Annotated in this window: 24 protein-coding genes; 18 read left to right on the top strand and 6 right to left on the bottom strand. The window is 71.5% G+C overall.

The window, feature by feature from the left end:
- Positions 1 to 123: 123 nt before the first annotated feature.
- From NLX86_RS10595 to NLX86_RS10580, 4 genes are all read left to right on the top strand, one after another.
- A complete protein-coding gene (locus tag NLX86_RS10595; protein ID WP_254371374.1) occupies positions 124 to 3669 on the top strand; it encodes a GNAT family N-acetyltransferase in 3546 nt (1181 codons plus the stop codon).
- Positions 3670 to 3797: 128 nt separating this feature from the next.
- Positions 3798 to 4394: a DUF5998 family protein gene (locus tag NLX86_RS10590; protein ID WP_254371373.1), complete on the top strand. Its 597-nt coding sequence runs from the start codon at positions 3798 to 3800 to the stop codon at positions 4392 to 4394.
- Positions 4394 to 5596, top strand: coding sequence for an alkaline phosphatase family protein (locus NLX86_RS10585; RefSeq protein WP_254371372.1), 1203 nt, complete (start codon positions 4394 to 4396; stop codon positions 5594 to 5596). Before NLX86_RS10590 ends, NLX86_RS10585 begins: the two co-directional genes overlap by 1 nt.
- Positions 5597 to 5651: 55 nt before the next feature.
- A complete protein-coding gene (locus NLX86_RS10580; protein ID WP_254371371.1) occupies positions 5652 to 6314 on the top strand; it encodes a thymidine kinase in 663 nt (220 codons plus the stop codon).
- Here the strand turns inward: NLX86_RS10580 and NLX86_RS10575 are convergent.
- Complete coding sequence (locus tag NLX86_RS10575) at positions 6307 to 7083, bottom strand: VOC family protein (RefSeq protein ID WP_254371370.1); 777 nt, start codon at positions 7081 to 7083, stop codon at positions 6307 to 6309. The genes NLX86_RS10580 and NLX86_RS10575 overlap by 8 nt on opposite strands.
- A 219-nt stretch (positions 7084 to 7302) precedes the next feature.
- Here NLX86_RS10575 and NLX86_RS10570 point away from each other — a divergent pair, with 219 nt between their 5' ends.
- Positions 7303 to 8136 (top strand): sulfurtransferase, encoded by an 834-nt coding sequence (locus NLX86_RS10570; protein ID WP_254371369.1) that lies wholly within the window; start codon positions 7303 to 7305, stop codon positions 8134 to 8136.
- Positions 8137 to 8335: 199 nt separating this feature from the next.
- Here the strand turns inward: NLX86_RS10570 and sepH are convergent, their stop codons facing one another.
- From sepH to NLX86_RS10555, 3 genes are all read right to left on the bottom strand, one after another.
- Positions 8336 to 9379, bottom strand: coding sequence for a septation protein SepH (gene sepH, locus NLX86_RS10565; RefSeq protein ID WP_254371368.1), 1044 nt, complete (start codon positions 9377 to 9379; stop codon positions 8336 to 8338).
- Between the two features lie 379 nt (positions 9380 to 9758).
- Positions 9759 to 11084 carry a D-arabinono-1,4-lactone oxidase gene (locus tag NLX86_RS10560; protein WP_254371367.1) on the bottom strand — a complete coding sequence of 442 codons (1326 nt, stop codon included), beginning with the start codon at positions 11082 to 11084 and terminating at the stop codon, positions 9759 to 9761.
- Positions 11038 to 12282: an MFS transporter gene (locus NLX86_RS10555; RefSeq protein ID WP_254371366.1), complete on the bottom strand. Its 1245-nt coding sequence runs from the start codon at positions 12280 to 12282 to the stop codon at positions 11038 to 11040. Before NLX86_RS10555 ends, NLX86_RS10560 begins: the two co-directional genes overlap by 47 nt.
- Before the next feature lie 127 nt (positions 12283 to 12409).
- On the opposite strand from NLX86_RS10555, the gene NLX86_RS10550 reads away from it, so the two are divergent.
- Both NLX86_RS10550 and NLX86_RS10545 read left to right on the top strand, forming a co-directional pair.
- On the top strand, positions 12410 to 13546 hold the full coding sequence (locus NLX86_RS10550) for a ferrochelatase (RefSeq protein ID WP_254371365.1): 1137 nt from the start codon (positions 12410 to 12412) through the stop codon (positions 13544 to 13546).
- A gap of 22 nt (positions 13547 to 13568) precedes the next feature.
- Positions 13569 to 14369 (top strand): inositol monophosphatase family protein, encoded by an 801-nt coding sequence (locus tag NLX86_RS10545; protein ID WP_254371364.1) that lies wholly within the window; start codon positions 13569 to 13571, stop codon positions 14367 to 14369.
- A gap of 73 nt (positions 14370 to 14442) precedes the next feature.
- On the opposite strand, the gene NLX86_RS10540 is transcribed toward NLX86_RS10545, so the two are convergent.
- Positions 14443 to 14610, bottom strand: a complete 168-nt coding sequence (locus tag NLX86_RS10540; RefSeq protein ID WP_254371363.1) for a hypothetical protein — start codon at positions 14608 to 14610, stop codon at positions 14443 to 14445.
- 296 nt (positions 14611 to 14906) lie between these two features.
- On the opposite strand from NLX86_RS10540, the gene NLX86_RS10535 reads away from it, so the two are divergent.
- From NLX86_RS10535 to NLX86_RS10520, 4 genes are all read left to right on the top strand, one after another.
- Entirely contained in the window at positions 14907 to 15560 is a 654-nt protein-coding gene (locus tag NLX86_RS10535; RefSeq protein ID WP_254371362.1) for a response regulator transcription factor, read from the top strand.
- A 5-nt stretch (positions 15561 to 15565) separates the two neighbouring features.
- Complete coding sequence (locus tag NLX86_RS10530) at positions 15566 to 16810, top strand: HAMP domain-containing sensor histidine kinase (RefSeq protein ID WP_254371361.1); 1245 nt, start codon at positions 15566 to 15568, stop codon at positions 16808 to 16810.
- A 381-nt stretch (positions 16811 to 17191) separates the two neighbouring features.
- Positions 17192 to 17488: a DUF4193 domain-containing protein gene (locus NLX86_RS10525; RefSeq protein ID WP_114662768.1), complete on the top strand. Its 297-nt coding sequence runs from the start codon at positions 17192 to 17194 to the stop codon at positions 17486 to 17488.
- An 11-nt stretch (positions 17489 to 17499) separates the two neighbouring features.
- Positions 17500 to 18384 (top strand): EcsC family protein, encoded by an 885-nt coding sequence (locus NLX86_RS10520; protein ID WP_254371360.1) that lies wholly within the window; start codon positions 17500 to 17502, stop codon positions 18382 to 18384.
- Positions 18385 to 18419: 35 nt separating this feature from the next.
- Here the strand turns inward: NLX86_RS10520 and NLX86_RS10515 are convergent, their stop codons facing one another.
- On the bottom strand, positions 18420 to 18890 hold the full coding sequence (locus tag NLX86_RS10515) for a DUF3093 domain-containing protein (protein WP_254371359.1): 471 nt from the start codon (positions 18888 to 18890) through the stop codon (positions 18420 to 18422).
- 58 nt (positions 18891 to 18948) lie between these two features.
- Here NLX86_RS10515 and NLX86_RS10510 point away from each other — a divergent pair, with 58 nt between their 5' ends.
- The 7 genes from NLX86_RS10510 to NLX86_RS10480 all read left to right on the top strand — a co-directional run bounded on the left by NLX86_RS10510 (position 18949) and on the right by NLX86_RS10480 (position 25527).
- Positions 18949 to 19533, top strand: coding sequence for a PaaI family thioesterase (locus NLX86_RS10510; protein ID WP_254371358.1), 585 nt, complete (start codon positions 18949 to 18951; stop codon positions 19531 to 19533).
- Positions 19533 to 20057 (top strand): dUTP diphosphatase, encoded by a 525-nt coding sequence (gene dut, locus NLX86_RS10505; RefSeq protein ID WP_254371357.1) that lies wholly within the window; start codon positions 19533 to 19535, stop codon positions 20055 to 20057. The genes NLX86_RS10510 and dut overlap by 1 nt, the downstream gene beginning before the upstream one ends.
- Position 20058: 1 nt before the next feature.
- Positions 20059 to 20838: a DUF3710 domain-containing protein gene (locus NLX86_RS10500; protein WP_254371356.1), complete on the top strand. Its 780-nt coding sequence runs from the start codon at positions 20059 to 20061 to the stop codon at positions 20836 to 20838.
- A 253-nt stretch (positions 20839 to 21091) separates the two neighbouring features.
- Positions 21092 to 23635, top strand: coding sequence for a sensor histidine kinase KdpD (locus tag NLX86_RS10495; protein WP_254371355.1), 2544 nt, complete (start codon positions 21092 to 21094; stop codon positions 23633 to 23635).
- Between the two features lie 26 nt (positions 23636 to 23661).
- Positions 23662 to 24348, top strand: coding sequence for a response regulator (locus tag NLX86_RS10490; protein ID WP_254371354.1), 687 nt, complete (start codon positions 23662 to 23664; stop codon positions 24346 to 24348).
- A gap of 24 nt (positions 24349 to 24372) precedes the next feature.
- The gene (locus NLX86_RS10485) at positions 24373 to 24780 is read left to right on the top strand and encodes an OB-fold nucleic acid binding domain-containing protein (RefSeq protein ID WP_254371353.1); all 408 of its coding nucleotides are present in this window, start codon (positions 24373 to 24375) and stop codon (positions 24778 to 24780) included.
- Positions 24781 to 24783: 3 nt separating this feature from the next.
- The gene (locus NLX86_RS10480) at positions 24784 to 25527 is read left to right on the top strand and encodes a DUF3159 domain-containing protein (RefSeq protein WP_254371352.1); all 744 of its coding nucleotides are present in this window, start codon (positions 24784 to 24786) and stop codon (positions 25525 to 25527) included.
- The last annotated feature ends 53 nt before the right edge of the window (positions 25528 to 25580 follow it).

Here is a 25580-nt window from a genome sequence, read left to right as displayed (position 1 = left end):
CTAGACCAGTCTCTCATGGGGTGCGGAGTGCTCGGGTCCAGACTCCGGCCCGAATCCGGTGGCCGTCCGGCCTTCCTCAGACTGCCCCGCGCCCCGCGCCGCCGCGACCCGTACTCTTTCCCCATGCAGCCCTCGCCGGCCCCGAATCTGCACCACGCCTACCCGGCCCACTGGGAAGCCGACGTGGTGCTGCGCGACGGCGGCACCGCGCGGATCAGGCCCATCACCACCGAGGACGCCGAACGCCTGGTCAGCTTCTACGAGCAGGTGTCGGACCAGTCGAAGTACTACCGCTTCTTCGCTCCGTACCCCCGCCTCTCCGACCGTGACGTCCACCGCTTCACCCATCACGACTACGTGGACCGGGTCGGCCTCGCGGCCACGGTCGGCGGCGAGTTCATCGCCACCGTCCGCTTCGACCGGATCAACGCGGAGGGCCGGCCCGCCTCGGCCCCCGCGGACGAGGCCGAGGTCGCGTTCCTCGTCCAGGACGCACACCAAGGGCGCGGCGTCGCCTCCGCCCTCCTCGAACACATCGGCGCGGTCGCGCGGGAGCGCGGTATCCGGCGGTTCGCCGCGGAGGTGCTTCCCGCCAACACCAAGATGATCAAGGTGTTCACGGACGCCGGGTACACGCAGAAGCGCAGCTTCGAGGACGGCTCCGTCCATCTCACCTTCGACCTCGAACCCACCGACCGGTCGGTGGCCGTGCAGCGCGCCCGCGAACAGCGCGCCGAGGCGCGCTCCGTGCAGCGCCTCCTCGCCCCGGGGGCCGTCGCCGTCATCGGTGCCGGCCGCGCGCCCGGCGGTGTCGGCCGGTCCGTGCTGCGCAACCTCCTCGACTCCGGGTTCACCGGACGTACGTACGCCGTGAACCGCGCCCTCCCGGCCGGAGGGACCACGCTCGACGGCGTCCCTGCGTACCGGTCCGTCGGCGAGATCGGTGAGCCCGTCGACCTGGCCGTCGTGGCCGTCCCCGCCGACCGGGTGCCCGAAGCGGTGGCGGACTGTGGCGAGCACGGCGTGCAGGGCCTCGTCGTGCTGTCGGCCGGTTACGCGGAGAGCGGCGCGGACGGCCGGGAGCGGCAGCGGGAACTGGTCCGCCAGGCGCGGTCGTACGGCATGCGCATCATCGGCCCGAACGCCTTCGGGATCATCAACACCGCGGACGACGTCCTGCTGAACGCCTCGCTGGCACCCGAGCCGCCCACGCCGGGGCGGATCGGCCTGTTCACCCAGTCCGGCGCGATCGGGATCGCCCTGCTGTCGGGGCTGCTGAGGCGCGGCGCGGGGCTGTCCTCGTTCATTTCGGCGGGCAACCGAGCCGACGTCTCCGGCAACGACTTCCTGCAGTACTGGTACGAGGACCCCGCCACCGATGTGGCCCTTCTGTACCTCGAAACGCTCGGCAACCCGCGGAAGTTCACCCGCCTCGCCCGGCGCACCTCGCAGGTCAAGCCGGTCGTCGTCGTCAAGGGCGGCCGGCACAGCGGCAGCGCGCCGCCGGGGCACGCGGTGCCGGTCACGCGCATTCCGGACGCGACGGTCTCGGCGCTGCTGCGCCAGGCCGGCGTGATCCGGGTCGACACGGTCACGGAGCTCGTGGACGTCGGCCTCATGCTGGCGGACCAGCCGCTGCCCGCAGGGCCGCGGGTGGCGATCTTCGGCAACTCCGAGTCGCTCGGCCTGCTCACGTACGACGCCTGCCTGACCGAAGGGCTGCGCCCGCTGCCGCCCCGAGACCTGACCACCGCCGCGACGCCTGCGGACTTCCGGGGCGCGCTGGCCGAAGCGCTCGCGGACGAAGGGTGTGACGCGGTGGTGGTGACGGCGATTCCCTGGGTGGGAGAGAACGGCGCGACGGAGTCCGGCGACGGCGAGGTGCTGGCGGCGGCGCTGCGCGAGGCGGCCGCGGACGCCCCGGCGAAGCCGGTCGCGGTGGTCCACCTGGAAATCGGCGGCCTGGCGGAAGCCCTGGCCGCAGCAACGAGCACGGCAACCCGCCCCCGTCCCGGGGACGGGGGACCCGGTGCCCCCGGTGAGGCGAGCGCGGGGCATGGCGCGGAGGCCTCCGTTCCGGACGGCGCGGGAAGCATGGCGGCGAACATGGAACCGGGCCCCCCGGGTGAGGCGAGCGCCGCGGCTCCGGGCAGCTCGGGGAGCGACGGCGCGGAACCGGGTGACCGCGGTCAGGGCCACGCCGAAGCCGGCGCTCCGGATGGCCCCGGCCCCGGCGAAGCCCCTGCCGGTCCGGCGCCGCAGGGCCTGGTGGCGCGGGCCAGAGGCCTCGGCGCCTTGGGGGCCCGGGGGCTTGCCCACGGTTTCGGGAGGGGGCGGGACAGCGGAACACCCACCTCCGACGCGGCCGCCAGCGGTGCGCCCGCACCGGGCTCGACGGGCGCGGGCGGCGACAGCGCAGGCAGAACCGCGCCCGGGATGACCGCCGGCGCCGGCCAAGGCGGCGATGCCGCCGTCCGTGCGGGCAATCTGGCCGACGGCGACGCCGACGCCCCGACCGGTGCCGTCCATGGCGCGGGCATCGCGCCGGGCGCGAGTCGCAGCGCCGGCCAAGGCGCCGGCGGCGATGCCGCAGTCCGTGCGGGCAACGTGGCCGGCGGCGACGCCGTCGCCCATGGCGGGGGCGTCGCGCCGGGCGCGAGCCGCGGCGGCGGCCAAGGGGCCCGCGGCGATGCCGCCGCCCGTGCGGGTATCGCGCCGGGTGGGAGCAGCAGTGCCGGCCTGGGCGCCCGCGGCGATGCTGTCCCGCGCGCGGCCGCGGGTGCCGGCCGTGGCGCCCGGATTCCCGCTTATCCCGCCGCCGAGCGCGCCGTGCGGGCGCTGGCCGAGGCCGTGCGGTATGCGCAGTGGCGGCGGCAGGCCGCCGAGCCCGGGCGCGTGCCCGAAGCCGTCAACGACACCGTCGACGAGCCCGGCGCCGCCGCACAGCTCGAGCGGCTGCTCGACCCCACCGTGGGGGAGCGCGGCATCACCCTCCCCGCCGCCGACGCCCACGAGCTCCTCGCGCGGTACGGGATCTCCGTACTGCCGACCCTCCCCGCGCCCAGCCCGGACGCCGCCGTCGAAGCCGCCACGCGCCTCGGCTACCCCGTCGCGCTCAAGACCACCGCTCCCCACCTGCGGCACCGCCCCGACCTCGGCGGCGTACGCCTCGACCTGACGGCCGAGGCGGAACTGCGCCGCTCGTACGCCGAGTTGACCGAGGCGCTCGGCAAGCCCGCTGAGCTGCAGCCCGTCGTGCAGGCCATGGTCCCGCGCGGCGTGGACACGGTCGTACGGTCGGTGATCGACCCGGCAGCGGGCCCGGTGCTGTCCTTCGGGCTGGCCGGCGCGCCCTCCGAACTGCTCGGCGACACCGCCCACCGGCTCGTCCCGGCCACCGACCGGGACGCGGCCGAGCTGATCAGGTCCATCCGGACCGCACCGCTCCTCTTCGGCTGGCGCGGCTCCGCACCCGTCGACACCGCGGCCCTGGAGGAACTCCTGCTCCGGGTGTCCCGGCTGGTGGACGACCATCCCGAGGTGGTCGGCGTCGCCCTCGAACCGGTCGTGGTCGCCACCCAGGGCCTGTCGGTGCTCGGCGCGACCGTACGGATCGCCCGGCCGCCCGCCAGAACCGACCTCGGCCCCCGCACCCTCCCCAGCTACTGAGCCCCACCCAGTGAGCCCCACCCAGTGAGCCCCACCCAGTGAGCCCCACCCAGTGAGCCCCACCCAGTGAGCCCTGTCCACGGAGCCCTGTCCACAGGGCGGCCTCCGCAGTCACCGGGCCCCGTAGGATGGACCCCATGGCGAAGACCGGTACGACGACCCAGGGGCTGCGCGCGGCGATCGAGCGCAGCGGCTACTACCCGGCCCTTGTGGCCGAGGCGGTGGAGGCCGCTGTCGGCAGCGAGCCCATCTCGTCGTACCTGGTGCACCAGGAGACCACCTTCGACTCCAACGAAGTGCGCCGCCATGTCACCGTCCTGGTCCTGACCGGGAACCGCTTCATCGTCAGCCATACCGACGAGCAGGCCGCCGACACGACCTCCCCGACGCCGTACGCCACGACCTCCACCGAGTCGGTCAAGCTGGCGAAGATCTCCTCCGTCGTGCTGAGCCGCGTGGTCGCCAACCCGGAGTCGTACACCCCGGGCACCCTGCCCCGCGAGGTCGTCCTCACCATCGGCTGGGGCGCCGTCTCCCGGCTCGACCTTGAGCCCGCCGCCTGCGGCGACCCCAACTGCGAGGCCGACCACGGCTATACGGGCAACTCCACCGCGGACGACCTCAGCCTGCGGGTCAGCGAGGCCGGTGACGGCCCGGACACCGTGCGCCAGACGCTCGCGTTCGCCCAGGCGCTCTCCGAAGCGACCGCCGCGACCGGCCGCTGATGGTCCAGCCCGCCTGGCAGTACGACGAGGACGCCACCCCGCTCGCCCTCGACACCGCCCCCGTCCCGGCGTACGGCTCGGGCTCGCTCGCCGATCTGCTGCCCACCCTCGCCGCCGGCCAGGGCGTGCCGGGCCTCGACGCCACCCTCACCGAACTCGCCCCCGCCGACCGGAACTGCGTCTTCCTGATCGATGGCCTCGGCTGGGAGCAGATCAAGGCGCACCCGGACGAGGCCCCGTACCTCACCTCGCTGCTCGCCACCTCCCGCGGCGGCACCGGGCTCCCGATCACCGCGGGCTTTCCCGCCACGACGGCGACCTCGCTGGCCTCCGTCGGCACGGGCCGGCCGCCCGCCGTGCACGGGCTGCCCGGCTACACCGCGCGCAACCCGGACACCGGTGAGCTGATGAACCAGCTCCGCTGGAAGCCGTGGACCGACCCGCACGCCTGGCAGCCGTACCCGACGGTCTTCCAGCTGGCCGACGCCGCGGGAGTGCACACCGCACAGGTGTCCTCGCCGACCTTCCAGCACACCCCGCTCACCACGATCGCGCTCAGCGGCGGCACGTTCCACGGCCGGCTGTCCGGCGAGGAGCGGATGGATCTGGCCGCCGAGCAACTGGCCCTGGGGGACCGTTCGCTGGTCTACACGTACTACAGCGACGTCGACGGCAAGGGACACCGCTTCGGGGTCGACTCCGACGCGTGGCGCGGCCAGGTGATGTACGTCGACCGGCTCGTCCAGCGCCTCGCCGAACAGCTCCCGCCCCGCGCCGCCCTCTATGTCACCGCCGACCACGGCATGATCGACATCCCGTTCGACGAGGAGTCGCGTATCGACTTCGACGAGGACTGGGAGCTGCGGGCCGGCGTGGCCCTGCTGGGCGGCGAGGGCCGGGCCCGCCATGTGTACGCTGTGCCCGGCGCCCAGAGCGACGTCCTCACGGTCTGGCGCGAGGTGCTGGGCGAGCAGTTCTGGGTGGCGAGCCGGGACGAGGCGATAGCGGCGGGCTGGTTCGGCCCGCCCGGCGCATGCGACGAGCGCGTGTACGGCAGGATCGGCGACGTCGTTGCCGCCGCCCACGCCGATGTGGTCATCACCGCCTCGCGCAATGAGCCGCACGAGTCCCTGATGGTCGGGATGCACGGCTCGATGACCGCCGCGGAGCAGCTGGTCCCGCTGCTCGAAGTACGTTCGTAATCCGTAACCCGTAACCCCTTCCGCCGTACCGGTCCTGAAAGGTTGTCACTTCTCCATGCCCGAGCTGGTGTTCTTCTCCGGAACCATGGATTGTGGGAAGTCGACTCTCGCGCTGCAGATCGAGCACAACCGCTCGGCACGCGGCCTGCAGGGCATGATCTTCACCCGCGACGACCGCGCGGGCGAGGGCAAGCTGTCCTCCCGGCTCGGCCTGGTCACCGAGGCCGTCGAGGCGGGTGAGGACTTCGACTTCTACGCCTACCTCGTCGGCCATCTCTCCAAGGGCGGCCGGGCCGACTATGTGATCGCGGACGAGGCGCAGTTCCTCGCGCCGGAGCAGATCGGCCAGCTCGCCCGGGTCGTCGACGACCTCGAACTCGACGTCTTCGCCTTCGGCATCACCACCGACTTCCGCTCCAAGCTCTTCCCCGGCTCGCAGCGCCTGGTCGAACTCGCCGACCGCGTCGAGGTCCTCCAGGTCGAGGCACTGTGCTGGTGCGGTGCCCGGGCCACCCACAACGCCCGTACGATAAACGGCCGGATGGTCGTCGAGGGCGCCCAGGTGGTCGTCGGTGACGTCAACCAGTCGGCGGACGAGATCGGCTACGAGGTGCTGTGCCGCCGTCACCACCGGCGCCGGATGACGGCCGCGGCCGCCCGCGCCGCCGCCCTCTCCCCGGATGTCCTTCCCGTCGAGCTCGGCTCGGGCGTCAGCTAGGTCCTGTCCGTACGACCGTGAACACCGCGCCCTCCGGGTCGGCCACCAACGCCAGCCGCCCGCTCGCCCCTTCCCGCGGCGGCTGGAGCACCTGACCGCCGAGTTCGGTCACCCGCCGGGCGGCCTCGTCGGCGTCGGCCACCTCGAAGTACGTCATCCAGTGCGCCCCCCGGTTCCTCGGCAGCGCCCGCCCGACGCCGTGCACCGAGGCCACCGGACGGCCTTGCAGGTGCAGCGTCAGATAGTCGAAGTCGGCCGAGACGACCGCCTCGGACTCATAGCCGAACAGAGCCTCGTAGAACTTCCCGACCGTCATGGTCTCCGGCGTCACCAGCTCGTTCCACACGGGTGTGCCGGGCGCCCCCGCCACCATCGTGCCGACGTGCGAGCCGGCCTGCCAGATGCCGAACACCGCCCCGCCGGGGTCGGATCCGATGGCGAGCCGCCCCGCGTCGCCCGCCTGCAGCGGACCGACCGCGACCGTTCCGCCGCAGCTCCGGATCGTTTCCGCGGTCGAGTCGGCGTCGTCGGTGGCGAGGTACGTCGTCCAGGCGATCGGGAGATGACGCTCGGGCGGCAGCTCACCGATCCCGGCAACCTCCTTGCCGTCGAGCAGCGCCCGGACGTACGGGCCCAGCTGCGTCGGCCCCGGCCGGAACTCCCAGCCGAACAGCGCTCCGTAGAACTCCTGGGTCGCGGCAAGGTCGTGCACCATCAGGCTGACCCAGCAGGGCGTGCCTGGTGTGCGCCGAGTCACTGCCTCCGTCATCGTCACTCTCTCCTCGGACCATCGGGTGGCCGTGCGCAGGATCCGGGGCGCGCGGTGGGACGTACGCGCGCTCCCGCCCAGATGCTTGCACCACCTGTCGCGCTCTGTGCCCCGGCCGCGCCGGATTGTGCGTGTTCCCGTGGGAGGTTGGCCGATTTGCGGGGGGCTTTCCGCTGCGGAGTCGTCACCCGGGGCGGTCTCTGCGCGAGGATGTCACGTATGAACGCCATTATCTCCGTACCTGATCTTGCGAGTGAGCTGGCCGGCCCGCGGCCGCCGGTGCTGTTGGACGTCCGCTGGCAGCTGGCCGGGCCGAACCTCCGGCCCCAGTACGAGGACGGGCACATCCCCGGCGCCGTCTATGTGGATCTCGACAAGGAACTGGCGGGGCCGGCCGGATCCGGTGGCCGGCATCCCCTTCCCGAGGTTCCCGCTTTCGGCGCGGTGATGCGCCGGGCCGGGGTCTGCGAGGACTCTCCCGTCGTGGTGTACGACGGCGGGCAGGGCTGGGCGGCGGCACGCGCCTGGTGGCTGCTGCGCTGGACCGGTCATCCGTCGGTACGGGTCCTGGACGGCGGCCTGGCCGCGTGGACGGCCGACGGGGGCGTCCTGTCCGAGTCGACCCCCGCTCCGGCCGAGGGCGACTTCATGCCCGTACCGGGGTCGCTGCCGCTCCTCGACGCGGACGCAGCGGCGGCGCTGGCCCGCTCCGGCCTGCTGCTGGACGCGCGTGCGGCCGAGCGCTACCGCGGCGATGTGGAGCCGATCGACCGGGTGGGCGGGCACATCCCGGGCGCGGTGTCGGCGCCGACCACCGAGAACGTGGGCGCGGACGGCCGGTTCCTGCCCGCGGGCGCGCTCGCCGACCGCTTCAAGGCGCTCGGGGAGACCGCGGGGGAGGTCGGTGTCTACTGCGGTTCCGGCGTCTCCGGAGCGCACGAGGTGCTGGCGCTGGAGATCGCGGGCATTCCCGCCGGGCTGTACGCGGGATCCTGGTCCGAGTGGTCCGCGGACGAGTCCCGCCCGGTGGCCACCGGCCCCGACCCGCTCTAGGGGATGCTTCTCGGCTCTCCGCGGCGTCGCGAGCCCTGGCACGCACTCCCCCGTAGCCCTTCGGGCACGGGTGGTGCCACCAGACCCCGCTCCTTCTCCCACGGAGATCCGAGAAACACCCCTGGCCAGGCACGCTCAGGGGCCCGTACGACTCGCGTACGGGCCCCTCGAGGCCGTGGTCCGGCTACTCCTACTTCGGCTACTCCTGCTTCTTGCGCCGCGTGCCGAAGACGATCTCGTCCCAGCTCGGCACGGCAGCGCGCCGCCCCGGCCGGACCCCGTCGGCCTCTGCCTGGCGGTCCGTCGTCCCGGTGAGCCGGTCACGGTGGCCGGCGACCGCCCGCGGCATCAGCACATCCGCGTACGCCGATCCGGCCCCGGCGGAAGCGGCCGGCGCCGGCGGCTCCTCGGCCTCCGGCTCGGGCTCGTCCCGGGTCGGCTCCGGCGCGGCCGGACGCTCCGGGACGACCAGGTCGCCGCGGAAGCTCGGTACCGCCTCCAGCAGGCTGGTCAGCGAGTCCCGCTCCTCCTCCGGCTCCGGCGGCGCGGCGGGGGAGGGGATCGAGGGCCGCTCCAACTGCCGGTCGAGCGCGCGGTCCAGCGGCCGGTCCCTGGGCAGCCGGGCGATCCGCGGCACGAACGGGAAGCTGGGCTCGGGCGCGGCCGCCATGTCGTCGGACTCGCCGATCAGCGAGCGCGCCTCGTCGTCGACAGCCTGGACGAGCCGCCGGGGCGGGTCGTACGTCCAGCTCGCCGAGTGCGGCTCGCCCGCGACCCGGTACACCAGCAGGACTTCCCAGGTGCCGTCGTCGCGGCGCCAGGAGTCCCACTGCACGGTGTCCTTGTCGGCCCCGCGCAGCAGCAGGCGCTCCTGCACCGCCTCGCCGAGCTGGGGGCCGGTGTTCTCGCCGGGGCGGCGCACGGGCGTCTTCCGGGCCCGCTCGGCCATGAAGGCACGCTCGGCCAGCACGGGTCCTTCGAAGCGGCGTACGCGGTCGACGGGGATGCCGGCGAGCTGGGCGACCTCCTCCGCCGAGGCGCCTGCGCGTATACGGGCCTGGATGTCGCGGGGGCGGAGGTGGCTCTCCACCTCGATCTCGATCTGGCCGAGGCGGGCACGGTCGTTGCGCACGGCCGCGCGCAGCCGTTCGTCGATCGGAAGGGTGTACTCCGTGCTGTCCGCAGCCTTGAGCACCAGTCGTGTGCCGTCATTGGAGACGGCCACGACACGCAGTTCGGGCATGGGGACCTCCCGGGTGGTGCCTGCCGACGTCACGTGCGTCGCTGCTTCCGCTAGTCGAGTGTGGCCTGCCCGGGTGCAGCCTGCCACAACCTTGCCGAGTTGCCCGGCGTGTCGGGCGTGGGCCCTGGATCGCCGTTATGGCACGGTTACCTGCTTGCAACGCAAAGTGACGGTCGGTCACTCTGTGCAGCAGGCGCCCGTGCGGTGCCGCGGCGCCGCCGGATCGAGTGCCACGTTCGGCCCCCTCCCTCGGGTCGGGCATCCGTGAAGAAGACCGGCCCCAGGGCTCGCCACAGTACTCCATTCGGGCCACCTGGGTGGACCGGCACGCCGCCCGACTTCACCGGAGGCCCCTTCCCCGGCGGGCTCTGACGGGCTCTCAGGCGCCAAGCACCCGCCGCAGATAGTCGTTGCCGAACCGCCGCTCGGGGTCCAGCCGGTCCCGCAGTGCGATGAACTCACCAAAGCGCGGGTACACATCGGCGAAGTACTCCGCGTCGCGCGTGTGCACCTTGCCCCAGTGCGGCCGGCCGCCGTGCGCGGTCATGATCCGCTCGACCGCGGTGAAGTACGCCTGGTACGGGGTCCCCCGGTACATGTGCACGGCGATGTAGGCGGTGTCCCGGCCGGCGGCCGTCGACAGCACGATGTCGTCCGCCGGGGCGGTCCGTACCTCCACCGGGAAACTGATCCGCAGATCCGAGCGCTCCACCATCGCCTTCACCTCGCGCAGCGCCCCGATCGCGGCCTCGCGCGGAACGGCGTACTCCATCTCCATGAAGCGCACCCGGCGCGGGCTGGTGAAGACCTTGTAAGGGATGTCGGTGTAGGTACGCGCGGACAGCGCCCGGCTGGAGACCTCGGCGACGGCGGGGATCGTCGCGGGCACCGCCCGGCCCAGCGAACAGATCACCTGGAAGAGGCCGTTGGAGAGGAACTCGTCCTCGATCCAGCCGGCGACCGGCGAGGTCGGGGCGGACGGGCCCGCGCTGCGGTTGTTGCGCTTGGTGTTGCAGTTGCCGGTGTGCGGGAACCAGTAGAACTCGAAGTGCTCGTTCTCCGCGACGTGGCCGTCGAATTCGTCCGTGACCCGGTCGAAGGCCATCGGCTCCTCGCGGGCGGTCAGCAGGAAGACCGGCTCCACGGCAAAGGTGATCGCGGTGACGATGCCCAGCGCGCCGAGCCCGATCCGGGCGGCCGCGAAGACATCCGGATTCTCCTTCTCCGAACAGGTCAGCACCGATCCGTCGGCCGTCACCAGTTCGAGCGCCGTGATCTGCGCGGCGATCGAGGCCGAGTCGCGGCCGGTGCCGTGGGTGCCGGTGCTGGTCGCCCCGGCCACCGTCTGCGTCATGATGTCGCCCATGTTCGTGAGCGACAGGCCCTCCCGGGCCAGCGCCACGTTCAGCCGCTTCAGCGGGGTGCCCGCCTCGACCGTCACCGTGCCGGCCTCGCGGTCGATGTCCCGGATACCGGTGAGCAGTTCGGGGCGTACGAGAAGACCGTCAGTGGCGGCGGTCGCGGTGAAGGAGTGGCCGCTGCCGACGGCCTTCACGCGCAGGCCGTCCTCGGCCGCCCTGCGGACGGCTTCGGCCAGCTCCGCGACCGAGGCCGGGGAGACTTCCCGTACCGGACGGGCGGTCACGTTGCCCGCCCAGTTACGCCACGCGCTCTTCGTCCCGCTCGTCCCGCTCGTCACGCTCATCGATCCCCTCCGGTTTCACCGGCCCGCTGAGCCGGTGGTACCCCAGGAACGCCACCGCGGCCGCGAGCACTCCCGCCGCCGCGGAGACCAGGTACCCGGCCTCCGCCCCGGCGGCGTCGATCACCCAGCCGGCGGCCGAAGAGCCGAGCGCGATCCCGACCGCGAGCCCGGTGCCCACCCAGGTCATGCCCTCGGTCAGATTCGCGCGTGGTACATACTGCTCGATCAGACCCATGGTGGTCACCATCGTCGGTGCGACGGCAAGGCCCGCGACAAAGAGCGCCACGGCCAGGAACGGCAGGCTCCCGGCCAGTTGGAGGGGGATCATACTCACGGCCATCGCACAGACGCCCAGCAGCCACCTGCGCTCGGTCGAACCCTTCAAGTGCAGCAGACCGAAGACCACTCCCGCGAGGCAGGAGCCGAGCGCGTACACGGCCAGCACCACGCTCGCCGCCGCCTTGTGGCCCTGCTCCTCGGCGAAGGCCACGGTCACCACGTCGACGGACCCGAAGATCGTGCCCGTGGCCACAAAGGTGGCCACCAGTACCTGCAGGCCCGGAGAGCGCAGTGCCGAGCCCTTGGTGTGGTGCTCCTTCGGCTGCGGTACCGGTTCGGTGGCCCGCTGCGCGGTCAGCAGGTACACACCCGCCAGCAGGCAGAGGCCGGCGACCAGCGGTCCCGCTTCCGGGAACCAGATCGTGGACAGGCCGATGGCGGCGATCGGCCCGAAGATGAAGCACGCCTCATCGATGACGGACTCGAAGGCGTACGCCGTGTGCAGCTCGCGGGGCGAGCCCCGGTAGATCTCCGCCCAGCGGGCCCGGACCATCGATCCGACGCTCGGCACACAGCCGACGCCGGCCGAGAAGACGAAGAGGGTCCAGTCCGGCAGGTCCTGCTGTGCGCAGACAAGCAGACCGGCCACGGCCGCGACCGAGGCCAGGGTGGCGGGGCGCAGTACCCGGCGCTGGCCGTGCCGGTCCACCAGCCGGGATATCTGCGGGCCGAGGGCGGCGGCGGAGAGGGCCACCGTGGCCGAGAGGGCGCCGGCTAGCCCGTACCGCCCGGTGAGCTGCGAGATCATCGTCACGATGCCGATGCCCATCATCGACAGGGGCATCCGGCCGATGAAGCCGGCGGCCGAGAACGCCTTGGCGCCGGGGGCGGCGAAGATCGCGCGGTAGGGACTGGGCAAGAGGCGCTCCGGTAAGGGATGTGGGCGACCACTAGAGCTTACGTCCGGCGGACGGCGGGTAATACCGCGATCTGCCGGGGCCGTGGCGGGTTATCACCCGTCAGAGACGGGTGGCAGGATCGGAGGCATGCCCGATCAGCTCGCTGCAGCTCCTTACGACGCCCTCCTGCTGCTGTCATTCGGCGGCCCCGAAGGCCCGGACGACGTGGTCCCGTTCCTGGAGAACGTCACCCGCGGCCGAGGCATCCCGCGCGAGCGGCTCAAGGAGGTCGGTCAGCACTACTACCTCTTCGGCGGGGTCAGCCCGATCAACGACCAGAACCGGCGGCTGCTGGACGCCCTGCGCAAGGACTTCGCCGAGCACGGTCTGGACCTGCCGGTCTACTGGGGGAACCGCAACTGGGCGCCCCATCTGACCGACACCCTGCGCGAGATGGCCGCGGACGGCCGCCGGCGTATCGCCGTGCTGGCCACCAGCGCGTACGCCTCGTACTCCGGCTGCCGGCAGTACCGGGAGAACGTCGCGGACGCGCTCGCCACGCTGGAGGCGGAGGGCCTGGAACTGCCGCGCGTCGACAAGCTGCGGCACTACTTCAACCACCCCGGCTTCGTACGCCCCATGATCGACGGGGTGCTCGCCTCGCTGGCGGCGCTGCCGGAGGACGTACGGGCCGGCGCGCACCTCGTCTTCACCACCCACTCCATTCCGGAGGCAGCGGCCGACGCCTCCGGCCCGGCGGAGGAGCACACCGGGAACGGGGAGGGCGGCGCGTACGTCGCGCAGCACCTGGAGGTCGCCCGGTTGATCGCCGAGGAGGTCCGCGCCGAGACCGGCATCGAGCACCCCTGGCAGCTCGTCTACCAGTCGCGCAGCGGCGCCCCGCACATCCCCTGGCTGGAGCCCGACATCTGCGACCACCTCGAGTCGCTGCACGGCGCCGGGGCACCCGCTGTCGTGATGGTCCCCATCGGCTTCGTCTCGGACCACATGGAGGTCCTGTACGACCTGGACACCGAAGCCACCGCGAAGGCCGCCGAACTCGGCCTGCCCGTCGCCCGGTCGGCGACCGTCGGCGCCGACCCGCGCTTCGCCGGTGCGGTACGGGACCTGCTGCTGGAGCGCGCGGCGAGTGAGCGGGGGCGTACGCCGGAGCGCTGCGCGCTGGGGGCGCTCGGCCCGAGCCACGACCTCTGCCCGGTCGGCTGCTGCCCGGCCCGCGCGCCGAGGCCCGCCGCGGCAGGCGCCGACAGCCCGTACGCGTAACCCCTACGCCCGAGGAGCACCCGTGACCGACCCTCTCCTGTCCGAACTGCTCGACCTCGCCCTGGAGGCCGCCCGCCGGGCCGGGGATCTGCTGCGCGACGGCCGCCCCGCCGACCTGGGCGTGGCCGCCACCAAGTCCAGCCCCATCGATGTCGTCACCGAGATGGACATCGCGGCCGAGAAGCTGATCACCGGCTTCCTCGGAGAGCGCCGCCCCGACGACGGCGTCCTCGGCGAGGAGGGCGCGAACACCGCGGGCAGCAGCGGGATCCGCTGGGTCATCGATCCGCTCGACGGCACGGTCAACTACCTGTATGGGCTGCCGACCTGGGCCGTCTCGATCGCGGCCGAGCGCGACGGCGAGACCGTGGTGGGCGTCGTCGCGGCCCCGATGCGCGGCGAGACGTACCACTCGGTGCGCGGCGGCGGCGCGTACGCAGCCGGGCGGGCGCTGCGCTGTCGCCCTGCCCCGCCGCTCGCTCAGGCTCTGGTCTCCACCGGTTTCAACTACGTCACCACCGTCCGTACCCACCAGGCGGATGTGGCCCAGCGCCTGATTCCCCGGCTGCGCGACATCCGGCGCAGCGGCTCGGCGGCGGTCGACCTGTGCGATGTGGCGGCCGGCCGCCTCGACGGCTACTACGAGCGCGGGCTGAACCCGTGGGACCTCGCGGCGGGCGAGCTGATCGCCCGCGAGGCGGGCGCCCTGACCGGCGGCCGCCCCGGCGAACGCCCGTCGGGCGAGCTGACGGTGGCCGCGACACCGGGCGTCTTCGAGCCGCTGCAGGCACTGCTGGAGGAGTTCGGCGCCTGGCACGACTGACAGTGGACACGTAGGGCCCCGGCACCGTCCCGCGGTGCCGGGGCCCTACGTACGTGCGACCGGGCGGCGGGCGCTACGCGGCGGCGACCTTCACTCCGTGCTCGGCGGCGAGGCGATGCAGATCGTCCAGCTCTGCCTGCTCGACCTCCGCGAGGAAGTCGTCGCCCGTCTCGCGAGCCCGCGTGAGGTCCGATTCCGTGGTCCTTATGCGCTGCAGAAGTCCAGCGGTGAATGCGTCCATGGGTGCGCCCCCTCGTCGTGGGTCAGCGGCACGGGGGTGTGCCGACGGGGTTTTGATCACCCCTGGAGCACGCCGTGGCGCGGCACATACGGGGGGTGATCTCGGGTGTGCAGTCGTCCTCCCCTGCACCCGCGCCGGAGAAACCTCACCAGACCCGGGAATCCTCGATTCCCCCGCTTCCGGTCCCCGGAGGATCGTCTTACAGCCGGTTTATGGCCGAAAGGGGCAGGATGGAAGCGCTCAGTGAGCGAACCAACCACCCCTGCCCTGATGGGCTTCAGAGGAAGGACAGCGCCGTGCGCGTACTCGTCGTCGAGGACGAGCAACTGCTCGCCGATGCGGTGGCCACCGGACTGCGCCGGGAGGCCATGGCCGTCGACGTCGTGTACGACGGCGCCGCGGCCCTGGAGCGGATCGAGGTCAACGACTACGACGTCGTCGTACTCGACCGCGACCTCCCGCTCGTCCACGGTGACGACGTCTGCCGCCGGATCGTCGAACTCGGTATGCCCACCCGCGTCCTGATGCTCACCGCCTCCGGCGATGTGAGCGACCGGGTGGAGGGCCTGGAGATCGGCGCGGACGACTACCTTCCCAAGCCCTTCGCGTTCAGCGAGCTGACCGCGCGGGTCCGGGCGCTCGGCCGCCGTACCACCGTTGCGCTCCCACCCGTCCTGGAACGGGCCGGCATCAAGCTGGACCCCAATCGGCGTGAGGTGTTCCGCGACGGCAAGGAGGTGCAGCTGGCGCCCAAGGAGTTCGCGGTACTGGAGGTGCTGATGCGCAGCGAGGGAACAGTGGTCTCGGCCGAGCAGCTGCTCGAAAAGGCCTGGGACGAGAACACCGACCCGTTCACCAACGTCGTACGCGTGACCGTGATGACCCTGCGCCGCAAGCTCGGCGAGCCCCCGGTCATCGTCACCGTGCCCGGCTCCGGATACCGGATCTGACCGGCATGGCCACGACCCCGGCGCCACCGATGGCGCCTCCGAAGCCGACCTGGGACCCGAGGCAGCCGGAGAGCACCTTCCCCTGGCTGAGACCGACGATCCGGATACGGCTCACGCTGCTGTACGGCGGGATGTTCCTGATCGCCGGGATCCTGCTGCTGTCGATCATCTATCTGCTGGCGGCGCAGGCGCTGCACGTCGGCAGTGCGCCTCCGTTCAAGATCATCGGCGGGCAGGGCGTCCAGGTGTCGAGCGCGACGTGCTCCGGGATCGGCGGGAACCAGAGCATCGAGGAGTTCAACAACGCGATGAGCGCCTGCATCGACCACCAGCGTCAGCGGGCCCTCGACGACCTGCTCAGCCGCTCGCTGCTCGCGCTCCTCGGCCTCAGCGTCATCGCCTTCGCGTTCGGTTACGCGATGGCCGGCCGTGTCCTCTCGCCGCTCGGCAAGATCACCCGTACCGCCCGCCGGGTCGCCGGGACCGACCTGACCCGGCGGATCGAGCTGGACGGGCCGGACGACGAGCTCAAGGAGCTCGCGGACACCTTCGACGAGATGCTCGACCGCCTGGAACGGGCCTTCACCGCCCAGCAGCGCTTCGTCGGGAACGCCTCGCACGAACTGCGCACCCCGCTCGCGATCAACCGCACGCTGCTGGAGGTGCATCTCTCCGACCCCGGGGCGCCCGTCGAGCTCCACCAGCTCGGCAAGACGCTGCTGGCCACCAACGAGCGCAGCGAGCAGCTGGTGGAGGGCCTGCTGCTGCTCGCCCGCAGCGACAACCAGATCGTCGAGCGCAAACCGGTCGACCTCGCCGAGGTCGCCTCGCACGCCCTGGACCAGACCCGGGCGGAGGCCGACGCGAAGGGCGTGGAGATCCGAGGCGAACGTGCGCCGGTCATCGTGCAGGGCAACGGCGTCCTGCTGGAGCGGATCGCGCTGAACCTGGTGCAGAACGCGGTCCGCTACAACATCCCCGACGGCGGCTGGGTCGAGGTCACCACCGAGGCCCAGCACGGCCAGGCGGTCCTGGTGGTCTCGAACACCGGACCAGTGGTTCCCGCGTACGAGATCGACAACCTCTTCGAGCCGTTCAGACGCCTGCGTACCGAGCGGACGGGCAGCGACAAGGGGGTCGGACTCGGCCTGTCGATCGCGCGCTCGGTGGCGCGCGCTCATGGGGGCCGTATCATCGCGGAGCCGCGGGAGGGCGGCGGGCTCGTCATGCGCGTCACCCTTCCCATCTGAGATGCTGCTTGCGTTCGCTTTGCGCGGAATTTTCGGGACCTGTTCCCGGAGAGCCCCTGTGTGATCGATCACAGAGGCGCATTTCGGGCCATCTACTCTCCGTGATCACGGGACCGTTGGAAAGCCGGGAAAGTCCGGGTTTTCAGGGCACCTGATCACGGGAAGTACACGGGGTGACGCCCGTGAACCGCACCATTCGGATCGTGTACGGTCCCGATCGCCATCCACGCCGATCACCTCTTCAGGGGTGCGGCTGGGTGTCGATTGAGTAACAGACCTTGATGTGAGGCAAAATCTCCGCCTCGGGTCGGGCACAAGTCCGGCCTCTCATGCGTTACGTGCGCTGAGACACCGCAAACACCCAGAGGGGGAGAGCGCGACATGGCAACGGACTACGACACCCCACGCAAGACCGACGACGACGTCGATTCGGACAGCCTTGAGGAACTGAAGGCCCGCCGGAACGACAAGTCGACGTCAGCTGTAGACGTCGACGAGTTCGAGCAGGCCGAGGGCCTGGAGCTGCCCGGAGCGGACCTGTCCAACGAGGAGCTGTCCGTACGGGTGCTGCCTCGTCAGGCCGACGAGTTCACCTGCATGAGCTGCTTCCTGGTGCACCACAGGAGCCAGCTGGCCCGCGAGAAGAACGGTCAGCCGATCTGCCGCGACTGCGATTAGGCAGGGCGGCCGTGGCAGGGGCGAATCTGCCCCGGAAGCGTCGCTTCCGGGGGCAGGGTGCATCCGGGGCCGCCGAGGGCGGCACAGGCCCGGCTGAGGGCCTTGGCGCCCCGGCCGTGCCCTCCGCCGGGCTGCCGTCGGTCACGGGGGACGACGAGGAGCCCCGGCGGAAGTCCGGGGCTCGCCGGATGAGTGCCGTGAAGCACGGCGTGCAGAAGCGGGTCGAGCAGGCCAGGGCGGGTCTCGCCCACCTCGCCGACCGGCTCATCGAGAACGCTCCGCGGGTCCCCGTCCGGGATCTGCGGACCCTGCGCAGACATTTCCCGGGCCTCGGCCCGGAGGAGATCGCGGACAAGCTCATCGCGGGCGCCGCGAACGGCACCTCCACCATCGGCGCGGGTATCGGTGCGGCAGCCATGCTGCCCGTACCGCCCGCGATGCCGGCCGAGCTGGCGGCGGAGATCACCGGGGTAGCCATGATCGAGCTGAAGCTCATCGCCGAGCTCCACGAGGTGTACGGACAGCGGGCGCCCGGCTCGCTCAGGGAGCGCGGCCTCGCCTACCTGACCGCCTGGACGGAGGAGCGGGGCATCGACGTCACCAAGCCGACGACCCTCAACGCCGCGCTGGGCGGCCGGATGAAACGCGAGCTGCGCCAGCAGATCATGAAGCGCACGATGCGCAATCTGCCCAACCTGATGCCGTTCATGATCGGAGCGGCCGTGGGCGCCGTGATGAACCGGCGCGACACCAAGAAACTCGCCGAAAAGGTCCGCAAGGACCTGCGCAGCCGACAGGTCCCCTGGGACGCGCTGCCCGACCTGCCCCCGCTGGAGCAGCCCGAGACGCTTCCCGCGGAGCTGCCGGACCACCTCCGCAAGGTGATCGAGGACTGACCCGGAAGAGCCCCTAGCCCGCCTCCAGCCCGCCCCTAGCCCGCCTGCTGTCCGGCTCCGACGGCCGTGAGCGCCGCCGCCAGTGCCGCCGGCTCGCGGCTCGACAGATAGACGTACGGCGTCGGGTCGGCCGGGTCCGTCACCTCGATGCGGACCGCGGCCGGGACATAGCTGCGCAGCAGCATGAACGCACGCGGATCGGCCTTGTACGTGCGCCAGGCGCGTGCCTCTTCCGCGTCCAGCACCTCGGGTTCCCCGAGCGCCGAGACCGGGATCCTGGCGTCCCCCGCGATGAGCGAGCCGGCCACCACCCGGATCCGCGCGGAGCCGTACGTGCTCACCATGACCGCGGCGAGAGCTGTGCCGCCGATCAGCCCGCCGAGCAGCGGCAGCCCCCCGAGCGGCAACAGCATCAGCGCGCACGAGCACCCCACGAGGGCGGCGATGAGCCACCACGAACGGGGCGCGGTCAGACGTTCGTCATAGGGCGGGGCGGCAGGCTGCATGGGACCAAGCTTGGCACGGCGCGACCTGCCCCTATCCGCGCGGGTAAGGTCTGCGCCTGTGAGTGGACGAACTACAGCCCTGACGCCCCCGGCCGATGCCACGGCTCCCGAGCGGCACCCCGACGCCCCGGCCCCGGGTGAGCTCCTGGGCTCGCACTACGCGCACTGCTTCGGCTGCGGCGAGGGCCAGCCGCACGGACTGCACCTGGCGGCGCGGGCCGGCGACGGTGTGAGCGTCACGGCCGAGTTCACCGTGAAGCCCGCCCACCAGGGTGCGCCGGGCCTGGCGCACGGCGGGGTCCTGGCGACGGCGCTCGACGAGACGCTCGGCTCGCTGAACTGGCTGCTGCGGGTCATCGCGGTGACCGGCCGGCTGGAGACCGACTTCGTACGGCCCGTGCCCGTGGACACCGTGCTGCATCTGGAGGCCGAGGTCACAGCAGTGGCCGGCCGCAAGATCTACTCGACCGCCGTCGGCCGGATAGGAGGCCCGCAGGGGCCGGTCGCGGTGCGCGCCGAGGCCCTGTTCATAGAGGTCAAGGTCGACCACTTCATCGACAACGGCAGGCCCGAGGAGATCCAGGCGGCCATGGCCGACCCGGACCAGGCCAGGCGCGTACGTGCTTTCGAGGTGAACCCCTGATGCGCAATCCGGTGGACGTGCTGATCCGGCGCATCGACCCCGAGGTTCCAGTCCCCTCGTACGGACATCCCGGCGACGCGGGGGTGGACCTGGTGACCACCGAGGCCGCGGAGCTCGCCCCCGGCGAGCGGACCGTACTGCCCACCGGCGTCTCCATCGCCCTGCCGGACGGCTACGCGGCCTTCGTGCACCCCCGGTCCGGGCTTGCCGCCCGCTGCGGCGTCGCCCTCGTGAATGCCCCGGGGACGGTGGATGCCGGGTACCGTGGAGAGATCAAGGTGATCGTGGTCAATCTCGACCCGCGCGAGACCGTGCGGTTCGAGCGTTTCGACCGGATTGCCCAATTGGTCGTCCAGCAGGTCGAGAAGGTGCGCTTCCACGAGGTCGCGGAGCTTCCCGGATCGGCGCGGGCCGAGGGGGGCTTCGGGTCCACCGGCGGTCATGCCGCTGTGGGCGGAGCAAGCGGTGGGCAACAGGGTGGGAATAGATACGCTTCGGTCGTATCCGACCGGGAAGGACAGTGACGTGTTCGGACGTCGCAAGAAGAGCGGTTCCGCTGAGGACGCAGCGGGCGAGGCCGAGCAGGTCGTCGACGGCGTCTCCGGTGACGAACTGGACGACGAGGAGCTCGCCGCGAGCGGGCAGCGCAGGGTGAACCTGCCCCCCGCCCCCCGGCCGGACGGTCCGTGGGATGTCTCCGAGGTCTCGGAGCCCGGCGAGGGCCGGGTGGACCTCGGCGGTCTCTTCGTGCCCGGAGTCGAGGGCATGGAGCTGCGGGTCGAGGTCGCGGGCGACGCGATCGTCGCGGCGACGGTCGTCCTGCGCGACAGCGCGGTACAGCTGCAGGCCTTCGCGGCGCCCAAGAAGGAGGGCATCTGGGGCGAGGTACGCGAGGAGATCGCGTCCGGCATCACCCAGCAGGGCGGCATCATCGACGAGGTCGAGGGTCCGCTGGGCTGGGAGCTGCGTGCCCAGGTGCCCGTACAGCTGCCGGACGGGACCAACGGCGTACAGCTGGTGCGCTTCGTCGGTGTCGACGGACCGCGCTGGTTCCTGCGCGGAGTGATCTCCGGGCAGGGCGCTGTGCAGCCGGAGGCCGCCGGTCTGCTGGAGCAGATCTTCCGGGACACGGTCGTCGTACGCGGCGAGGGCCCGATGGCCCCGCGCGACCCGATCGTCCTGAAGCTGCCGAACGACGCGCAGATGGTGCCCGAGGGCGTCCAGCAGGAGGATCAGGAGGGCTCACGCTTCTCCGGTGGCATGGGGCAGCTGCAGCGCGGCCCCGAGATCACTGAGGTGCGCTGACCGGAAAACGTCGGTGCCGGTGGCCGGTATCCCCTTCCCAGGGTGCTTGCCACCGGCCTTTTCGCATCTCAGGGGCATGTCAGAGACGTATGCGTATGGATGTCGTCAAGGGCGCGTACATGGCCGTAAGGGAGCCGTCAACGCTACGCACATCTGCGCGATGAGGAGGTTTCCTCAGGAGGTCAGAGACATCGTCGGCCGGTGGAAGTACGTAGTGGAACGTACGCAGCAGCAGGTGGAAGACAATGAGGCCATGGGACGCGGCAAACTCCGGATATACCTCGGTGCGGCACCGGGCGTCGGCAAGACGTACTCGATGCTCTCCGAGGCGCACCGCCGGGTGGAGCGTGGCACGGACTGTGTCGTCGCCTTTGTAGAGCATCATGGCAGGCCCCGCACCGAGGTCATGCTGCACGGCCTCGAGCAGATCCAGCGCCGGGAGATCGAGTACCGCGGGAGTACGTTCACCGAGATGGACGTGGACGCGTGCCTGGAGCGCCGGCCCGCCGTCGCCCTGGTGGACGAACTCGCGCACACCAATGTGCCAGGCTCCCGCAACGCCAAGCGCTGGCAGGACGTCGAGGAACTGCTGCAGGCCGGAATCGACGTCATCTCGACCGTCAACATCCAGCACCTGGAGTCGCTGGGCGATGTGGTCGAGTCGATAACGGGCGTACGGCAGCGGGAGACCGTACCCGACGAGGTGGTCCGCAGGGCCGACCAGATCGAACTGGTCGACATGTCGCCCCAGGCCCTGCGCCGACGGATGGCCCACGGCAACATCTACCAGTCGGACAAGGTCGACGCGGCCCTCTCCAACTACTTCCGCCCCGGCAACCTCACCGCCCTGCGTGAACTCGGCCTGCTCTGGGTCGCCGACCGCGTCGACGAGTACCTCCAGCAGTACCGCGGCGAGCACAACATCCGCTCGACCTGGCAGGCCCGTGAGCGCATCGTCGTCGGCCTGACCGGCGGCCCCGAAGGCCGTACGCTCATCCGCCGCGCCGCCCGTATGGCGGCCAAGGGCTCCGGCAGCGAGATCCTCGCGGTCTACATCGCCCGCAGCGACGGTCTGACCTCCGCCTCGCCCAAGGAGCTGGCCGTCCAGCGGACCCTGGTCGAGGACCTCGGCGGCACGTTCCACCACGTCATCGGCGACGACGTACCGAACGCCCTGCTGGAGTTCGCGCGCGGCGTCAACGCGACCCAGATCGTCCTCGGCTCCAGCCGCCGCAGGACCTGGCAGTACATGTTCGGCCCCGGCGTCGGCGCGACCGTCGCCCGCGACTCCGGACCCGACCTCGACGTCCACATCGTCACCCACGAGGAGGTCGCCAAGGGCCGCGGGCTCCCGGTGGCGCGCGGAGCCCGCCTCGGCCGCTCCCGGATCATATGGGGCTGGCTGGTCGGCGTGGCCGGCCCGGCCCTGCTGGCGCTGCTGCTGACCAACGTCGACGCGGACCTCGGCCTCGCCAACGACATGCTGCTGTTCCTGTCGCTGACGGTCTCCTCCGCCCTGCTCGGCGGGCTGATGCCGGCCCTGGCCTCCGCGGCCTTCGGGTCGCTGCTGCTGAACTACTACTTCACCCCGCCGCTGCATCGCCTCACGGTCGCCGACCCACGGAACATCGTCGCCATCGTGATCTTCGTGGCGGTCGCCATCGCCGTTGCCTCCGTGGTGGACCTGGCCGCCCGGCGCACCCACCAGGCCGCCCGGCTGCGCGCCGAGTCCGAGATCCTCTCCTTCCTCGCCGGCAGTGTGCTGCGCGGTGAGACCACCCTCGACGCCCTGCTGGAGCGGGTCCGTGAGACCTTCGCCATGGAGTCGGTGGCCCTTTTGGAGCGCGCGAGCGACCTGCATCCGTGGACCTGCGCGGGCAGCGTGGGGCCGAAGCCGCTCAGCCGCCCGGAGGACGCGGACGTCGACATGCCGATCGGCGACCACATGGCACTGGCCCTCTCCGGCCGCGTCCTGCCGGCCGAGGACCGCCGCGTGCTCGGCGCCTTCGCCGCCCAGGCCGCTGTCGTACTCGACCGCCAGCGCCTGGTCGGCGAGGCCGAAGAGGCCCGCCGGCTCGCCGAGGGCAACCGCATCCGTACGGCCCTGCTCGCCGCAGTCAGCCACGACCTGCGCACCCCGCTGGCCGCCATCAAGGCCGCCGTCTCCTCGCTGCGCTCCGACGACGTCGCCTGGTCCGAGGAGGACGAGGCCGAGCTGCTCGAAGGCATCGAGGACGGCGCGGACCGCCTCGACCACCTGGTCGGCAACCTGCTCGACATGTCCCGGCTGCAGACCGGAACGGTCGTCCCGGTGATCCGCGAGACCGACCTCGACGAGGTCGTCCCGATGGCCCTCGTCGGTGTACCCGACGACAGCGTCGAACTGGACATCCCCGAGTCGCTGCCAATGGTGGCGGTCGACCGCGGGCTGCTGGAGCGCGCCGTCGCCAACATCGTCGAGAACGCGGTCAAGTACAGCCCCGACGCCACTGCCGTCACCGTGGCCGCGAGCGCGATCGCCGACCGCGTCGAGCTACGGGTCGTGGACCGTGGCCCGGGCGTCCCCGATGACGGGAAAGAGCGGATATTCGAGCCCTTCCAGCGCTACGGTGACGCTCCACGTGGTGCCGGAGTCGGCCTCGGCCTCGCCGTTGCCCGGGGCTTCGTCGAAGCCATGGGCGGCATCCTCACGGCCGAGGACACGCCCGGCGGAGGCATGACGATGGTCCTCACTCTCCAGGCGGTGCCGGGGCTCAGCCCGGCCCGCCCCGATCTCCCCGCCCAGGTCACCTCGTGACCGGACAGCAGAAAGCAGGCCCCCGCATGACCAGGGTGCTCGTGGTCGACGACGAGCCGCAGATCGTGCGCGCCCTCGTGATCAACCTCAAGGCGCGCAAGTACGAGGTGGACGCGGCCCCCGACGGCGCGACCGCCCTTCAGCTCGCCGCCGCCCGCCATCCCGATGTGATCGTCCTCGACCTGGGCCTGCCCGACATGGACGGCGTCGAGGTGATCAAGGGGCTGCGCGGCTGGACCCGCGTCCCGATCCTGGTGCTCTCCGCCCGCCAGACCTCCGACGAGAAGGTCGAGGCGCTGGACGCGGGCGCCGACGACTACGTCACCAAGCCGTTCGGCATGGACGAGCTGCTGGCCCGGCTGCGCGCCGCCGTCCGCCGAGCCGAGCCCACCGGCGCGGGCGACGACGAGGTGATCGTGGAGACCGAGGGCTTCACCGTCGATCTGGCCGCCAAGAAGGTCAACCGCGAGGGCCGCGACGTACGCCTGACCCCCACCGAGTGGCACCTGCTGGAGGTGCTGGTCCGCAACACCGGCCGGCTGGTCAGCCAGAAGCAGCTGCTCCAGGAGGTCTGGGGGCCCTCGTACGGCACCGAGACCAACTACCTGCGGGTCTACATGGCGCAGCTGCGCCGCAAGCTCGAGGCCGACCCGTCGCACCCTCGGCACTTCGTCACCGAGCCAGGAATGGGATACCGCTTCGAACGCTCCTGAACCGTGCCCCGGTAGGCTTCATGTATGAGTGCTGTACCTCGTTCCGAGAAGCCGGCAAAGTCGGCAGGCCGCTTCCGCCGGATGATCGAGCGGCTGTCCACCTCGCAGGAGGATCTGCACTCCGCGGAGTTGCAGGAGGACGCAGAGGCCGCGGGGTGTACGCGGATCTTCGACTGCCATGACCGCGAGATAGTCAAGGTGACTGGTACCTTGCGCACGGTCACCCTGCGGCCGCGGGCCGGTGTGCCGGCCCTGGAGGCGGAGCTGTTCGACGGCTCCGCCGCCCTGGACGTGGTCTGGCTCGGCCGCCGCTCCATCGTGGGCATAGAGCCGGGCCGCCGAATGATCGCGTCCGGCCGGATCTCCATGAACCACGGACGCCGGGTGCTCTTCAATCCCAAGTACGAACTGCGACCGCTCGGACAGGAGTAGCCGGTGACGTCTCTTGACAAGCCGACCACGACCGGACAGGACAGCGAGGGTGAGAGCGAGGGCGAGGCGAGGGCCGTGACCGAAGCTGCGCTGTTCGAGGCCTTCGGCGGGGTCCGGGGCATGGTGGAGACCGTCCTCCCCGGTCTGTTGTTCGTGACGATCTTCACGGTCAACAAGGACCTGCATGTCTCGGCCATCGCGGCCCTGACGGTCTCCCTGCTGCTCGTCGCCGTCCGGCTGGTCAGGAAGGACACCGTCAAGCACGCGTTCAGCGGCGTCTTCGGGGTCGCCTTCGGTGTGGTCTTCGCGATGATGACCGGCAACGCCAAGGACTTCTACCTGCCGGGCATGCTCTACACCCTCGGCCTTGCACTCGCGTACATCATCACCTCGATCGCGGGCGTCCCGCTGATCGGGCTGATCCTGGGCCCGGTCTTCAAGGAGAACCTCTCCTGGCGCACCCGGAACCCGGGCCGCAAGAAGGCATACACCAAGGCCAGCTGGGCCTGGGGCCTGATCCTGCTCACCAAGTGCGCGATCCTCTTCCCGCTCTACTGGTGGGCCGACACCGAACACCTCGGCTGGGTGCTCGTCGCGCTCAAGATCCCGCCGTTCCTGCTGGCGGTCTACCTCACCTGGGTCTTCCTGGCCAAGGCACCGCCGCCCATCGACGTCTTCGCCGAGGTGGAGGTGCAGGAGAAGGCCGAGAAAGAGCGCAAGGCCGCTGCCTCGCGCGGCGAGGTCTGAGACCTCGCAAGCCCGAAGGGCCCGGGAAACCGTCAGGTTTCCCGGGCCCTTCT

Origin of the sequence: Streptomyces sp. A3M-1-3 (genome assembly GCF_024213665.1) — a bacterium.
Classification (GTDB): Bacteria; Actinomycetota; Actinomycetes; order Streptomycetales; family Streptomycetaceae; genus Streptomyces.
Note: the sequence above shows the minus strand (reverse complement) of the source record. Positions and strands in the feature narration are given on the sequence as shown.